This is a genomic window from Paenibacillus terrae, assembly GCF_000943545.1.
GTDB classification, from domain to species: Bacteria; Bacillota; Bacilli; order Paenibacillales; family Paenibacillaceae; genus Paenibacillus; species Paenibacillus terrae_A.
The window spans coordinates 42392-57133 of record NZ_JTHP01000029.1 but is presented as its reverse complement, the minus strand read 5'-3'; the positions used below and the strand labels follow the sequence as shown (position 1 = coordinate 57133).

Below are 14742 nucleotides of genomic sequence, written 5' to 3'. Positions count from 1 at the left end.
GGAATGCTGGCATTATTGTAAAATGGCACAGACTGTGCAGAGGAGAAAAGGGGAGATTATATGCAATCGGCAGTGGAAAACGCGGATCAAGCAAATCATGCGGGATTGGCACGTCGTAATTTTGTGATGAAATGCGGAGGAAGTACGCTGGCTGCGTTGCCTGATTCCTTCTTTGACGATCTGGCCCGCTTGCAGTCGGAAGGCCTGCAACCTGTTATTGTACATGGCGGCGGCCCTGCGATCTCTGACAATTTGGCGAAGCTGGGCATCGAAACGGAATTCATCAACGGGTTGCGCAAAACAACCGAACCCGTGCTGGATGTCGTGGAAATGGTGCTGGCGGGCAGCATTAACAAGCAGATTGTACGCAGAATCGGAATGCACGGAGGTCGAGCACTGGGTTTGTCGGGCAGTGATGGCTATTTAATCGAGGCAAAGCCTGTGTCGAATGCCGCAGAGGTCGGCTGGGTCGGAGAAGTAACGTCTGTTCAGGCTTCGATTATTACAGGTGTGCTGGATATGAACTATATGCCCGTTATTGCGCCCATCGGGATTGATCGTTCTGGTCAGCGCTACAACATTAATGCAGATACAGCGGCGGGTGCAGTAGCCTCTCATCTTGGAGTCAGCCGGATGATCGTCGTTACGGATGTGCCGGGCATATTGAAAAAGATTGGCGGAGAAAAGAAGGTGCTGGACTCCATCACCGTACAGGAGATTGAGGATATGATCAGCACAGGTGAAATATACGGCGGCATGATTCCTAAGGTGAGAGCCGCTATTGCCTGCATCCACGGCAAGGTGAGGGAAGTTGTCATTGTGAACGGCAGTGAACCGCAGGTATTAAGCCGTGTGCTGGGCGGGGAAGCCATTGGAACGCGCATCGTGCGCATGCAGTAATCATCCTATACAACCAAACGAAAAAGGAGCGTGAACATAATGAGTAAGGAACCGAATACGCTGGTGAGCGTTGAAACGCCAGGTACGAACGGAGCCGTTGCCGGAGCACAAACGGAAAAGGCATCCGCAGCTGTGCAGACAGAAAGCTCTCTTTTTCCAACCTACGCAAGATACCCGCTTTCACTAGTCAAAGGCCAAGGTAGCTGGCTGTGGGATGATCAGGGCAAGCGTTATCTGGATTTCATGTCAGGCATTGCTGTTACCAATCTTGGACATGCGCCACAGGCTGTAGCTGAACGCTTGAAAAAGCAGATTGATGAACTATGGCATGTATCCAATCTGTTTCATATTCCGGGGCAGGAACGGGCCGCCGCTCTGCTGACTGCCAATAGCAGCGCAGATGCTGTGTTCTTCTGCAACAGCGGCGCAGAAGCGAATGAAGCTGCGATCAAGCTGGCGCGTCGTTATCACCAGAAGGTGAAGCAGACCGGACGCTACGAGATCATTACGTTCACGCAATCCTTCCACGGACGGACGCTGGCAACCTTGACCGCTACGGGTCAGGATAAAGTAAAAGAAGGTTTTTTACCGCTTCCAGCCGGGTTCAAAAGTGTTCCGCTTCACGATCAGGCTGCGCTCGAAGAGGCGATTAGCGAGAATACGGCTGCAATCATGCTGGAAATGGTGCAGGCAGAAGGCGGAATGTATCCGGTAGAACCTGCTTTTGTAGACGTGATTACAAAGCTTTGCAACGAGCATGGATTGCTTTTGATCATTGATGAGGTACAGACGGGCATGGGACGTACAGGCAAGCTGTTTTCCTTTGAGCACTACGGCATAGAGCCAGATATCTTTACGTTGGCGAAGGGGCTGGGCAGTGGTTTTTCCGTTGGTGCGATGCTGGGCAAAGGATATTTGCGCGAAGCGTTCACGGCGGGCAGTCACGGCTCCACCTTTGGGGGTACTCCGCTTGCTATGGCAGCGGTTCAGGCCACCATTGAAACGATTATTGACGAAAAACTTCCAGAGCGTGCGGCTGAGCTGGGCGAGTATTTGTTCCAAAGTCTGCAAAAGCAGCTTGGAGAGATTCCTTTTGTGAAGGATATCCGTGGAAAAGGCCTGATGGTCGGCATCGAGTGTGCTGAGCCTGTGGCAGAACTTGTTTTGGCAGGACAAAAGAAGGGCATTCTGTTCATTACCGCAGGACCGAACGTGGTTCGCCTGTTGCCTAACCTGTATGTAACGAAGGACGAGATAGATCAGGCTGTAGAACTTATTACTGAGTTGATTCAGGAGCATATTGCTTAGGTGGTTAAACTACCTAGATTAGAGTGTAAAAGGAGACGATAGCATGAGCCAGGGCGGGGCATTGCAGCAAATCAATCTAAAAGGGCGGGATTTTCTGGAGTTGGATGACTACTCGACCGAAGAAATTCAATATTTAATTGATCTCGCTATCGAAATCAAGCGCAAGCACAAAAATGGAGAAACCTATCAGCCGCTGAAGGGGAAAACGATCGGACTGATTTTCGAAAAATCCTCTACACGTACGCGGGTATCTTTTGAAGTCGGCATGTTTCAATTGGGCGGGCATGCCCTTTTTCTCAGTAAAAACGACATTCAACTAGGACGTGGTGAGCCTATTAGCGATATGGCACAGGTGATGTCTCGTTATTTGGATGGCATTATGATCCGCACCTTCGGACACGATAATGTTGTAGAGTTGGCGCGTTATGCATCTGTTCCTGTGATCAACGGCTTGAGTGATTTGGCGCATCCGTGTCAGGTGCTGGCTGACTATCAGACCTTGTATGAGCAAAAGGGCAAGCTTAAAGGACTTAAATTGGCCTACATCGGGGACGGCAACAATATGGCGCATTCCCTGTTGATTGGTGGAGCGAAGCTTGGCGTGCATGTATCGATTGCAAGTCCTGCTGGATATGAGCCTGATCCGAGTGTTGTGGCAGCTTCCCGTGAGATTGCCAAGCAAACCGGCAGTGAGATTGTGATTACCCAAAGTCCGCAAGAAGCAGTAAAGGATGCAGATGCAATCTACACGGATGTATGGGCGAGCATGGGCTTTGAGGAAGAGCAGAAGGAACGTGAGCTTGCTTTTGCCGACTTTCAGGTGAATGAGGATCTGGTTAAGCTGGCGAAGCCGGATTATCTGTTCCTGCACTGTCTACCTGCGCATCGTGGCGAAGAAGTGAGCGCAGATGTAATCGACGGACCGAATTCAGTGATTTTTGATGAGGCTGAGAACCGTCTGCATGCACAAAAAGCATTGATGGTTGCTTTAATGGGATAAAGAAGTTATGTTTTATGGTTAGAAAGATTGCATTTGTGGAAGATGATCTGTAGATTTAGATGCAGATGTGAATGAAAGATAGTGGCTAGAAGCATTCGGGGAGGACTTTCAATCATGGCAAAAGAAAAAATCGTACTCGCATATTCCGGCGGTCTGGATACGTCGGTTATTTTGAAATGGCTTAAAGAAACCTACGACGCTGAAATTATAGCGTTTACCGCAGATATCGGACAGAAGGAAGAACTGGATGGTTTGGAGGAAAAAGCGCTCGCTACTGGAGCCTCCAAAGTGTATATTGATGATCTGCGTGATGAATTCGCCAAGGATTTTATTTATCCGATGTTTCAGGCGGGTGCTTTGTATGAAGGACAATATTTGCTCGGAACGAGTATTGCACGTCCATTGATCGCTAAACGGATGGTGGATATTGCGATTGCAGAGGGTGCAACAGCTATCGCTCACGGCGCGACAGGCAAAGGCAACGATCAGGTGCGCTTCGAGCTGAATGCGGCGGCGTTGACGCCCGATATCAAGGTGATCGCACCTTGGCGGCTGGAAGAGTTCCGCAATCAGTTCCCGGGCCGGGCAGAAATGATTGCCTATGCGGAGAAACACGATATTCCGGTAACCGCTTCTGCGGCCAAGCCGTACTCCATGGACCGTAATCTGCTGCATATTAGTTATGAAAGCGGCGTGCTGGAGGACCCTTGGTTTGATCCGAGCGCTCCTGAAAATAAAGAAATGTTCTTGCTCAGCAATGCACCTGAGGATGCTCCTGATGAAGCAGAATATTTGGAGCTGGAGTTTGAAGCAGGAAACTGTGTCGCTTTGAACGGAGAGCAGCTAAACCCGTTGCAGGTTATGGAAAAGCTGAATGAGCTGGGCGGCAAGCATGGCATTGGACGTGTGGACATGGTGGAAAACCGTTTTGTCGGTATGAAAAGCCGCGGAGTGTATGAGACGCCGGGCGGTACGATCCTGTTCACAGCTCATCGCAAAATGGAGTCCATCACGATGGATCGCGAGGTTATGAATCTTCGCGACAGTCTGATTACCCGATATGCTACGCTGGTCTACAACGGTTTTTGGTTCGCGCCGGAGCGTGTGGCTTTGCAGGCACTGGTTCATGAGAGCCAAAAGAATGTCAGTGGTACAGTGCGCGTGAAGCTGTACAAAGGCAATATTATTGGCGCAGGTGTCAAAAGTCCGGTCAGCTTGTACAACCCGGATATTGCGACAATGGAAGCCGATCCGACACAAGCCTACGACCAAGGGGATGCAACTGGCTTTATCCGCTTGAATGCCCTGCGCTTGAAGGTCAATGCGGGAGTAGCCAAAAATAATAAATAAATGAGTTAACCTAAAAATGTACGGGATGCGGGCCGTCCTTGTCCAAGCGACGAGGGCGGCTTGTATTGCAGAGAGGGGATCTTGCAAAAATGAGTAAGCTATGGGGCGGACGTTTTACGAAGCAGACCAACAAGCTGGTAGAGGAATACACGGCTTCCATTGGGTTTGATCAAGCGTTGGCGGAAGAAGATATTCAGGGCAGTTTGGCTCATGTAGCCATGCTGGGCAAATGTGGGATTATTCCGCAGGCCGATGCGGATACTATCAGGGAAGGACTACACACGGTATTGGAGCGTATCCGCCGTGGGGAGATTGAATTTTCGGTTTCGGACGAGGATATTCATATGAATATCGAAAAAAATCTGATCGAAGCGATTGGTCCGGTTGGCGGGAAACTGCACACCGGGCGCAGCCGTAATGATCAGGTGGCAACGGATATGCACTTGTATTTGCGCGGACGTGTGGTGGCGCTGGTCGGTATGCTGCATGATGTACAAGCCGCACTAATCGGGCAGGCGAAGGATAATCTGGATACGATTGTACCCGGATATACGCATTTGCAGCGGGCGCAGCCTATTTTGTTCGCGCATCATTTGCTCGCATATGTATCAATGCTGGAGCGCGATATTGACCGACTCAAAGACAGCTACAAGCGCATTAATGTATTACCGCTCGGTGCGGGTGCTTTGGCTGGAACGACCTTTCCAATAGACCGTCATTTTGTAGCCGAGCAACTGGGTTTTGATGGCGTGTATGAAAATAGTCTGGACGCCGTTAGCGACCGGGACTTTATCGTAGAGTTTCTGGCTGGAGCTTCGCTGATCATGACACATTTGTCGCGTCTAAGCGAAGAGCTGGTGCTGTGGAGCAGCACGGAGTTTGGCTTCGTGGAGCTGGATGATGCTTTTTGCACAGGCAGCAGCATTATGCCGCAGAAGAAAAACCCGGACGTACCTGAGCTGGTACGCGGTAAAACCGGACGCGTCTATGGCAATCTCGTTGGACTGCTGACCGTATTGAAATCCTTGCCGTTGGCGTACAACAAGGATATGCAGGAGGACAAGGAAGGCATGTTCGATACTGTCGCTACGCTGGAAGGGGCTTTGCAATTGTTCGCGCCGATGATCGCGACGATGAAGGTGAACAAGGATCGCATGCGTCAAGCGGTCAATCAGGACTTCTCCAATGCGACAGATATTGCGGATTTCCTCGTCGGCAAAGGACTTCCGTTCCGTCAGGCGCATGAGGTTATCGGCAAAACCGTGCTGTATTGCATCCAGCATGGCAAGTATTTGCTTGATCTGACACTGGAGGAATTCCAGCAGTTTTCCGACTTGTTCGACGACCGTATCTATGAGGTGCTTCAACCGGAAACGGTGGTTAACGCCCGGAATGTATACGGTGGAACTGCAACCGGACAGGTACAGGCAGCCATCGGCCGCAGTGAACAGCTTCTGAGCAGCACGTCAACATGGTTTGAAGGGCACAAACGGAGTAACTAATCAGCTAAAAGAATTCTTGCGCAGCAGCGGAACGTTGTGTAGAATTTAATAGTTTAGCACATATAGCAGGATATCAAGACAGCAAGGGCACCGTCCGGGGTGCCTTTTGTGCTTTTTAAGGTTATTTGGCTTTAATGGTGATCTGAACAATGATAGATTGCGTAAGGTTTCTTAGACAGGTGCAATCACAGGAATCATAAAATAGTTCTATATACCTATGTATGCATTAGTGTGAAAGTTTCTAGAATTTACATTATTGTATACCTACTCCTACTACGAGTATGGTAGAATAGCACTAAGTTTTTAATTGTATTACCAATTCATCAGGACAGAACTGGTATCAAATGAATAAATGTCAGGTTTTTACGGGTCTCTCTTGACTGGAAGACTTGCATCAATGTGTAAACGAAGGGTTTAAATGAGAATAAGAAAATGTCCTGCTTTCAGGAAGACGTAAGACCATGGATGCAGGGACAGATCAAGAGGCAGAGTCCGGACGGTTCAGGGAGGTATTATGAGAAGCAAAAGAACGGCGCGGCAGTTAAAGAGCGCATGGATCGGTTATCGCGCTTCTGACGCCGATCAGCTGGTGTCTTCGTTGCACGAAGAGCGGATGAAGGACGAGGAGTTGCTGCGCGAGGAACGGGAGCTTTTCCACGCGGCGCTGGAACGGAAGAAGCAACGGGATGCAGAGTTGAAGCAGTTACTTGCGGATGCGCTCGCAGAAGAGCGGCGTTGGATTGAAAGGGCGGGAATCCATGGGTGACAGGCTGAGGTGGCAGATTGGGGGAGTTTCAATTCCCCAAACCAAGAGAAGAATAAAAGAAGAGCGTCAGCAGATCGCTCGACTGGAGCAGCAACTGGAGGCCCAGCGGACGGAGCAGGCCCCGGTGTTATACAAGCTGGATTTTCATATTGAGGAGCTGGAACGGCGGCTTCAGGATACGGAACTGCGAATCCTTGCATTACAGAGCGCGGCGGATACGGCAGCAGCGGTGGAGCAATTGCTGGATGAAAGTGTGCAGGATGGACAAGCGCAGGAGGCGCAAGTCCAATATCTTAGCGGCCAACAGGAACAGGCTGCGGCAGGAGCCGCCTTGGGAGTAGTCTCCAGCGCTCCTGGTTCCGCAGGCGGAGAGGCCGCCACGGGAATGCAGAACGGACGGAACGGCAAGGCCCGCCTTGGAGACCAATTGGTGGACAACGGCATAATTACCCGCGACCAGCTTACCGACGCCATCCGAAACCAAAAACGTTACGGTGGCAGGCTGGGCGACATTTTGGTAGAAATGGGCTTCATTACCGCAGAGCAGTTGCAGGAGCAGGTGGATAGTGATAAATCCAAAGAGCGACTGGGCGACATGCTGGTACGTTCCGGCTATATTTCACCAGAGCAGCTAGAGCGCGCACTGGAGTTCCAAGCGAAGAGCGGCGGGCTGCTCGGCGATATTTTGCTGTCATTGCAAATGCTGGAGCCTGCGGATTTGTACCGCGCGATTGCTACACAGAACCGGATCGGCCGTATTGGTGAAGAGCTGGCACTGGATGCAGCCTATAAGTTACCCGAGCAGGTGGCCATGGCTTACGGCGTGGTCGTCATTCATGAATATATGAACCGCTATATTGTGGCGGTCAGTGATCCGTTGCCGGAAGAGCGGCGCTTGAAGCTGGAGGACATTCTCGGCATGCCGGTGGAGCAGGTGCTGGCGACCAAGGAAGAGATGGAGCAGCTCTGGGGTAAAATCTACGGTGAAGAAATGATGCAGGAGAGCACGACCGGATTGTTGGAAAAAGAGCCGCATAATTCGGCGCGCACGACCTTTACGAAGGGACAACTGTGGGTGTTCGCGGCGATGGGCGTGATTACGCTGCTCGGTCTTTTCTGGAACAGCTGGAATACGGTGCTGATCATCAATATGCTGATTCAGCTGTTTTATTTTGCCATGACGCTATTTAAATTTGGTATTATTTATCTCGGTTCCCGGCGTGGGGCGCAGCTTCGCTTCACGAAGGAAGAGGTCGACGCCATGGATGAGAAAAAGCTGCCGATCTATACGATTCTCGTACCGATGTACAAGGAGGCGGGCGTGCTTCCGATGCTGCTGCGGAATTTGGAGCAGCTTGATTATCCAAAATCCAAGCTGGATGTGCGGCTGCTGATTGAAGAGGACGATATTGAGACCATTGAGCTGCTTCGTGAAATGAAGCTGCCCGCCTATTATACGACACTGGTCGTCCCTGACGGCTTGCCCAAAACCAAGCCGAAGGCGTGTAACTACGGACTTATTCGGGCGCGCGGCGAATTTGTGGTTATTTATGATGCCGAGGATCGTCCCGACTCCGACCAGCTAAAAAAGGTCATTGCGGCGTTCGACTCGCTCCCTGAGCATTATGCGTGTATTCAAGCGAAGCTCAACTATTTTAACAGTACGCAAAATTTGCTGACCCGCTGGTTCACGCAGGAATACAGTATGTGGTTCGAACTGCTGCTGCCGGGTATTATGCAGTTAGATACGCCTATTCCTTTGGGCGGAACATCCAATCATTTTCGGGTATCCGTGCTCAAAGATATCAATGCGTGGGACCCCTACAATGTAACCGAGGATGCCGATCTGGGTATACGTCTGTATAAAGGCGGTTACAAAACCGCCATTGTCGATTCCCGTACATGGGAGGAAGCGAACAGTCGCGTAGGGAACTGGATTCGTCAGCGGTCACGCTGGATCAAGGGATATATGCAGACATGGCTGGTTCATATGCGCAATCCGGTGAAGTTGGTGCGTGAGGTGGGCTGGAAAGGCTTTTTCGGCTTTCAGGTAATGATTTTGGCGACACCGATGCTGCCTTTGTTGAATCCAATTTTTTGGGGATTGCTGATTTTATGGTTTGGTTGGGAAATGGCCTTTATTCCCAAGCTGTTCCCGGGATATGTGTATTACCTGGCCAGCGCGGAATTTTATATCGGTAACTTTTTGTTCGTATTCAGTAACGTGGCCGGAATGTATTGGGTCATCGGGGAACTGGAAGAGCGCGGTGAACGTACATTTTCATATTCCATGGTCAAATATGGGCTTCTCTCTCCGCTGTATTGGGTACTTATGAGTATTGCTGCGGTGAAGGCAGCCTGGCAGCTCATTACCAAGCCGTTCTATTGGGAGAAGACGACGCATGGTCTGACCGATATGCATGACCTGGATGAAGCCCCGGCACAGTCCTCCTGAATATGAAGAAAGAAGGAGCAAGAATGGAGACAAAAACACCTTTTTTATCTGTTGTCATTCCCATGTATAATGAAAGCTCACATCTGGAGCGTTCACTCAAGGTGATTGATGGGGTGCTGTCTGTGGTCACTTCACGCTATGAGCTGATTGTCATAGATGACGGTTCCAGAGACGATACGTGGCTCAAGCTGTCCGAATTGTCCCGTCGTATGCCTTCTCTGCTCGCACTTCGGCTCAGCCGGAACTTCGGCAAGGAGCTAGCGCTGTGCGCAGGTCTGGAAAACGCCTCCGGCGATGCCATCATCGTCATGGACGGAGATTTGCAGCATCCTCCTGAGATGATTGGGGAAATGGTGCGTTTATGGCAGGATGAGGGTTACGATCTGGTCGAATGTGTGAAGGAATTCCGTGGAGAAGAGTCGGTAGGCAAAAAGTTTGGGGCTTCATTGTTCTACGCGACCTTGAACCGTTTGACGGGCTTTAACCTCAAAGATGCCTCGGATTATAAGCTGCTGGATCGCCGGGTGGTGGATGCCTGGATGGCGATGCCTGAACGGATTCCATTTTTTCGCGGGATGACGGCCTGGCTTGGTTTCCGCAAAACCCAGATTTCGTTCCGGGTGGCTCCTCGGGAGGAGGGCCCCAGTCGCTGGAGTCCGTTGGGACTGGTTCGGCTGGCAGCGGAAGCAATAGTTTCGTTTTCAACCGTGCCGTTGCGGGTAGTAAGTTTAATGGGACTCATTTTTATGCTGATTTCAGTTATATTGGGAATTCAAACCTTGGCGCACAAATTAACGGGTACCGCTGTGACCGGTTTTACAACTGTTATTTTGCTGCTCTTGATTATCGGCAGTGTATTGATGCTGTCCATCGGAGTGGTAGGAGAATATATCGCCGCCATATATCACGAAGTCAAAGCCAGACCTCGTTATCTGATTGCAGACAAACGAGCGAACGCTGACCGATTGTGGGTGGACAGGGAGTTTAATCAACATGATCAGACGTTCATATCTAAAGTATCCAATCATTAAATATGGCATTGTGGGGCTGCTGGGTACAGGTATCCATGTCGGTGTACTTGTACTGCTGGTGGAACTGTTCAGGGTGCCTGCGGTAACGGCTACTACGATCGGATTCGTAGTCACGCTGCTTGTATCGTATGTGCTGAACCGGAACTGGACATTCGAGCCTACCGGGGAGGGGAGTCGCACCCAGTTTCTTAAATATTTGTTGGTCTGCTCCTGTGGCCTGCTCTTGAATGCAGGTCTGATGTACGCAACCATTCACTGGATCGGCTGGTCGTATCTGATCGGTGAGGTACTGACCACCATCATCGTGCCCGTTCACAATTATATCTGGAATCGCTATTGGATTTTCTCCGTTCCACAACAGCGTCAGAAAGAGACTTCATAATTTTGAGAAAAAAACACCGTAACAAGTTTGAGGGGGAACGAGAGGAATGTCCTTTCGCAAATGGTCAGCAAACAGATGGATGGTTATAGGTCTGTTTGTGTTTATACTTGCGCTGGAGCTGTTCGCAGGCATTTATTTCAGTTATGTTCTGGGATACATGCATACGGACGCGCTCAGTCGCGTAGCCAATGCATTTTATGTGCTATATAGCCGTGATCCGCATTTGGGTGCCATCGGATTCATCTGGAATCCGTTGCCCAGTCTTTTGGAAATGGTGATATTACTGCTGTACCCATTATTTCCGGCATTAGCATCCTACGGATTGGCGGCTGTCATCCTGAGTGCTACCTTTGCCGCTTTGACAGCTGTGCTGCTGTATCGGGCGGGTGTCAGAACAGGGCTTAGCTCGGGAATGAGCTTGATGCTGGCGCTGTTCTATGCGCTGAATCCGTTTATTTTATTGTTCGGTGCCAACGGGCTGAGCGATTCGCTATACATATATTTTATTATGATGACGGTGATTGAATTTGCGCTGTGGCTCAAGGACCGCATGACGGCGAGTCTGATCGTATCCGGATTAGCGCTTGCCATGGCGTTCTGGACTCGATATGAGGCAGTCCCCCTCGGGGTGGCGATGGCGGGCGGCGTGGTCGTGGCCATTCTGTTTCTTCACCGGAACATGGGCAGACGTGAGCTGCCTTTTCGGGAAAAGCTACATAAGGTCGAGGCGACCTGGCTGCTTCTCCTGCTGCCTGTTGTTTTTTCCGGTCTGTTGTGGATTTTCTTTAACTATCTCATTATGGGAAATGCCTTCTATTTCCTTAATTCGGAGTATTCCAACACGGCGCAATCGGCAGAATTGCTAAATGATGATAAATTCGTGGAAATCTTTAATCATCCGTTGGTTGCCTTGAAATTTATCGCTTCTAAAACCCTCTGGTATTCCGTGCCGTTGTTCGCTATTCTGTTCATTCGACTGTTAAGCGGGCGGTTGTTGCGGTGGGGAACGCTGGTTATTTTACTGTTGTTCCTGTCTGTGCCGGGTTTACAATTTTTACTCATGATGAAGCAATCCTCATATGGATGGTTCCGCTATTTTATGTACGTGTTTCCGATTACCGTCGCCTGGCTGCCGTATGAGCTGAGTCAGCTCCAGGGTAGAGCGCGGCGGGCGGCCTTTGGTCTGGTGTCCGTCAGTCTGGTGCTTACGGCCGGATTACTCTCCTATGCACTGACTCGCCCGGATATCGCGCCGGATGAGAACAGCTTCCTCACACGAACAGGGAATGTGAACTATGTGAGACAGGAATCGGACCGGAAAATTGCAGTCTGGCTGGATGAGCATTTGCCAAAGTCAACCATTATGACCGATTCGGCCTCAGCCTACACCATGATTGTATATAGCCAGTATCCGAAGCGCTTCCTGATCACAAGTGATTATACGTTTAATAGGGCATTAAGCTATCCACAGGAAAGTCATGTGGATTATATCCTTGTACCTCAGATCAAGTCGGGCATGCCACTGAGTAAAATCAACATGGTGTATCCGAATTTGTATGAAAAAGGAGCACCCTGGGTTCAGCTCGAACGCGAGTTTAATGGGGAATGGCGCTTGTACAAAGTGCTACCCAAGTCACAATCTGATTCTCCATCTACGGCTACGACGACAGCTCCTTGATGTGTGGCAAGACCCTGAATCTTGATTGGCATATAGCTTCATAATGAATACCCGTAGCTTAACCACTTCGCCATGATACGGCGAGGGAAGCTGCGGGTATTTTTTACACTTATTTATCGCCCCTTGAGCGGCAACCAGGCGAGTACATCCTGTATTTTCGCGTCCCAGTATCCCCATTCATGAGTCCCTGGACCCTCTTCGTAGGTCAGTGGAATCCCGGCAGTATCGCACGCTTTACGAAAGGTCTGGTTTCCCTCATACAGAAAATCCTCCGTACCACAGCATTGGTAGAGCAGGGGGAGTGAAGTTCCCAAGGTAGCATGACGTTGTAGCAACTCCAGCAAGTCGTGATCTGTTCCGCGTATTTCATCTGGACCAAAAATGTGACTCCATTCCGCCGAACTCATCGCTTTATGTATAGGGTCGATGCGTGCCGCGTGTAAATCTATTACCCCCGAGAGACTGGCAGCGGCCGCAAAGCGCTCTGGATGTTGGAGTGCCAGTTTGAAGGCACCATACCCGCCCATGGAAAGACCCGCCACAAAATTGTCTTCCCGCTTGGCGGACAGAGGGAAGAAGGAGCGTGCCAAAGCCGGCAATTCTTCACTGATAAAGGTCCCGTAAGCCCCTCCCTGCTCCATATTGGTATAAAAACTCCGGTGAATCTGCGGCATTACAACAGCAATCCCCAGTGAAGCAACGTAGCGTTCAATGGAGGTTCTGCGTAACCAGATCGAATCATCGTCCGACAGGCCGTGCAGTAAATACAGTGTTGGGTGTGGTCCGGTTCCTTGCTTGCCCTCCAGTCCTATCTGCGAACGGGTTTCCTGAGGGAGAATAACATGCATGGATGTGCTCAAGCCAAGGACTTCTGAATAAAACTGACATTGAATAAGAGCCATAGGAAAACCTCTTTTACTAGGGATTTTGTGATTTCAGTATAACGTAGTCTGTCCAAATATACATATCCTAGTGAATAACTAGGTATTAAGTCCTGAGTCCCATTTATGCTACATAAGGACGGGTTATGGTTATATGGGACGATTTTTTTAATTTGGGGGTTTTTTGGGTTTGATTTCTGGTAAAGTGTTTAAAAAAGAATGGTGAAGCCAATCATAAGGAGGAATTCAGAGTATGGGAAATAAGTTCAGAAACACAGTTACTGGTGTATTGAGTACAGGTCTTATTCTTAGCGCATTCAGCGCAGCAGCAGCCGCTCCTCAGAATACAAGCGGTCATTGGGCAGGAGACCAGGTACAACGTTGGTCGGCTACAGGAAAATTAAACGGTGCGGTGAAAACGGATGCGGCCATCACACGTGCAGAATTTATCGTTCTCTTGAACCGTAGTCTCGGTACGTTCACGCAGGATACTCCACCCGTGACGGACGTAACGTATGCGGACAGTGTTCAGGTAAACGGTAATGGAAACAGAACGTTCACAGATGTACCAGCTTCGCACTGGGCATTCAATGAACTGACAAATGCCGTGAATGCAGGTTACATAAGCGGCTATGCAGATAACAAGCTCAAACCGAATGGAAAAGTAACGCGTCAGGAAGCTGCCGCTATTGTGGGCAAGGCCATTGGACTGACAGCAGGTAACGCGGCAGATGTTACCAAGTTCATAGACTCCGACAAAATCGGATCATGGGCGAAGAAAAGTGTAGCCGCTGCTGCGGAGCAAAAAATCATCAACGGTTATCCTGATGGTAAATTCCAGCCATTGAAGTCGCTGACACGTGCAGAAGCGGTTGCTATTCTGGACGCAGCTTCCGGTTACAATATGAGCGCGATTGATAATCTCACATCGACTCCTGGCGGAACGGTAACAGATTCCACATACGGTAACGTTACGGATTCGACGTATGGTAACACGTCTACTGCTCCTGGAAGCGAAACAGAAGATAGCAGCACCAGCACAGACAGCACGAAAACGACTACGGACAGCACAACGAACAACAGCACGGATACGACTACGGACAGCTCCACAACGACAGATACAAGCACTGATGCGGTAGCTTCCAGTGATACACTTAAAGTAAACGAAGTGCATGACGGCGAAGGTACGATTACGGGGACAGCTAAAGCAGGTTCCACAGTAACCGTCTATTCCAACGATCTGCCAATCGGTAGTGCAGTAGCCAAGGACGATGGTACGTTTAGCATTAGCGTGCTTACTCAAAAAGCCACTGTTAGGCTGGTTGTCAAAGCAGTGGATGCAGACGGAAGCGAAAGTGCGCCTGTAGAAATTTCTGTTTCAGGCAAACGCAGCGAGTAAAATCATCCCGTCACTTGAAATCCCCCTTTAACTCCGCTGGTACCAATTCAGGCGGTAGTCGAAGGGGGATTTTTTGTTATGCTTGTATGC

The 14742-nt window shown here is 49.9% G+C and carries 12 protein-coding genes; 11 read left to right on the top strand and 1 reads right to left on the bottom strand.

Features of this window, described 5'->3' with window-relative positions; translation table 11 throughout:
* The first annotated feature begins 60 nt into the window (after window positions 1–60).
* The 10 genes from argB (at window position 61) to QD47_RS15120 (ending at window position 12372) form a co-directional block, all read left to right on the top strand.
* Window positions 61–900, top strand: coding sequence for an acetylglutamate kinase (gene argB / locus QD47_RS15165; protein ID WP_044646928.1), 840 nt, complete (start codon window positions 61–63; stop codon window positions 898–900).
* A 39-nt stretch (window positions 901–939) separates the two neighbouring features.
* Complete coding sequence (locus QD47_RS15160) at window positions 940–2208, top strand: acetylornithine transaminase (RefSeq protein ID WP_044646927.1); 1269 nt, start codon at window positions 940–942, stop codon at window positions 2206–2208.
* Between the two features lie 43 nt (window positions 2209–2251).
* The gene (gene argF / locus QD47_RS15155; protein WP_044646926.1) at window positions 2252–3208 is read left to right on the top strand and encodes an ornithine carbamoyltransferase; all 957 of its coding nucleotides are present in this window, start codon (window positions 2252–2254) and stop codon (window positions 3206–3208) included.
* 114 nt (window positions 3209–3322) lie between these two features.
* The gene (locus QD47_RS15150) at window positions 3323–4558 is read left to right on the top strand and encodes an argininosuccinate synthase (RefSeq protein ID WP_044646925.1); all 1236 of its coding nucleotides are present in this window, start codon (window positions 3323–3325) and stop codon (window positions 4556–4558) included.
* Between the two features lie 89 nt (window positions 4559–4647).
* Window positions 4648–6060: an argininosuccinate lyase gene (argH, locus tag QD47_RS15145; RefSeq protein WP_044646924.1), complete on the top strand. Its 1413-nt coding sequence runs from the start codon at window positions 4648–4650 to the stop codon at window positions 6058–6060.
* Window positions 6061–6574: 514 nt separating this feature from the next.
* On the top strand, window positions 6575–6826 hold the full coding sequence (locus QD47_RS15140; protein WP_044646923.1) for a hypothetical protein: 252 nt from the start codon (window positions 6575–6577) through the stop codon (window positions 6824–6826).
* Window positions 6819–9281: a glycosyltransferase family 2 protein gene (locus QD47_RS15135; protein WP_044646922.1), complete on the top strand. Its 2463-nt coding sequence runs from the start codon at window positions 6819–6821 to the stop codon at window positions 9279–9281. Before QD47_RS15140 ends, QD47_RS15135 begins: the two co-directional genes overlap by 8 nt.
* A 23-nt stretch (window positions 9282–9304) precedes the next feature.
* Window positions 9305–10312: a glycosyltransferase family 2 protein gene (locus QD47_RS15130; protein WP_044646921.1), complete on the top strand. Its 1008-nt coding sequence runs from the start codon at window positions 9305–9307 to the stop codon at window positions 10310–10312.
* Complete coding sequence (locus tag QD47_RS15125) at window positions 10275–10694, top strand: GtrA family protein (RefSeq protein WP_044646920.1); 420 nt, start codon at window positions 10275–10277, stop codon at window positions 10692–10694. Before QD47_RS15130 ends, QD47_RS15125 begins: the two co-directional genes overlap by 38 nt.
* Before the next feature lie 46 nt (window positions 10695–10740).
* Window positions 10741–12372 carry an ArnT family glycosyltransferase gene (locus QD47_RS15120; RefSeq protein ID WP_044646919.1) on the top strand — a complete coding sequence of 544 codons (1632 nt, stop codon included), beginning with the start codon at window positions 10741–10743 and terminating at the stop codon, window positions 12370–12372.
* Between the two features lie 113 nt (window positions 12373–12485).
* Here the strand turns inward: QD47_RS15120 and QD47_RS15115 are convergent, their stop codons facing one another.
* Window positions 12486–13274 (bottom strand): alpha/beta hydrolase, encoded by a 789-nt coding sequence (locus QD47_RS15115; protein ID WP_044646918.1) that lies wholly within the window; start codon window positions 13272–13274, stop codon window positions 12486–12488.
* A 232-nt stretch (window positions 13275–13506) separates the two neighbouring features.
* On the opposite strand from QD47_RS15115, the gene QD47_RS15110 reads away from it, so the two are divergent.
* Window positions 13507–14652: an S-layer homology domain-containing protein gene (locus QD47_RS15110; RefSeq protein WP_044646917.1), complete on the top strand. Its 1146-nt coding sequence runs from the start codon at window positions 13507–13509 to the stop codon at window positions 14650–14652.
* Window positions 14653–14742: the final 90 nt, after the last annotated feature.

Coding starts and splice junctions, on each gene's coding strand:
- argF (WP_044646926.1), top strand. CDS start 2,252: ATGAGCCAGGGCGGGGCATTGCAGCAAATCAATCTAAAAGGGCGGGAT.
- QD47_RS15115 (WP_044646918.1), bottom strand. CDS start 13,274: ATGGCTCTTATTCAATGTCAGTTTTATTCAGAAGTCCTTGGCTTGAGC.
- QD47_RS15125 (WP_044646920.1), top strand. CDS start 10,275: ATGATCAGACGTTCATATCTAAAGTATCCAATCATTAAATATGGCATT.
- QD47_RS15135 (WP_044646922.1), top strand. CDS start 6,819: ATGGGTGACAGGCTGAGGTGGCAGATTGGGGGAGTTTCAATTCCCCAA.
- QD47_RS15120 (WP_044646919.1), top strand. CDS start 10,741: ATGTCCTTTCGCAAATGGTCAGCAAACAGATGGATGGTTATAGGTCTG.
- QD47_RS15140 (WP_044646923.1), top strand. CDS start 6,575: ATGAGAAGCAAAAGAACGGCGCGGCAGTTAAAGAGCGCATGGATCGGT.
- QD47_RS15160 (WP_044646927.1), top strand. CDS start 940: ATGAGTAAGGAACCGAATACGCTGGTGAGCGTTGAAACGCCAGGTACG.
- argB (WP_044646928.1), top strand. CDS start 61: ATGCAATCGGCAGTGGAAAACGCGGATCAAGCAAATCATGCGGGATTG.
- argH (WP_044646924.1), top strand. CDS start 4,648: ATGAGTAAGCTATGGGGCGGACGTTTTACGAAGCAGACCAACAAGCTG.
- QD47_RS15150 (WP_044646925.1), top strand. CDS start 3,323: ATGGCAAAAGAAAAAATCGTACTCGCATATTCCGGCGGTCTGGATACG.
- QD47_RS15110 (WP_044646917.1), top strand. CDS start 13,507: ATGGGAAATAAGTTCAGAAACACAGTTACTGGTGTATTGAGTACAGGT.
- QD47_RS15130 (WP_044646921.1), top strand. CDS start 9,305: ATGGAGACAAAAACACCTTTTTTATCTGTTGTCATTCCCATGTATAAT.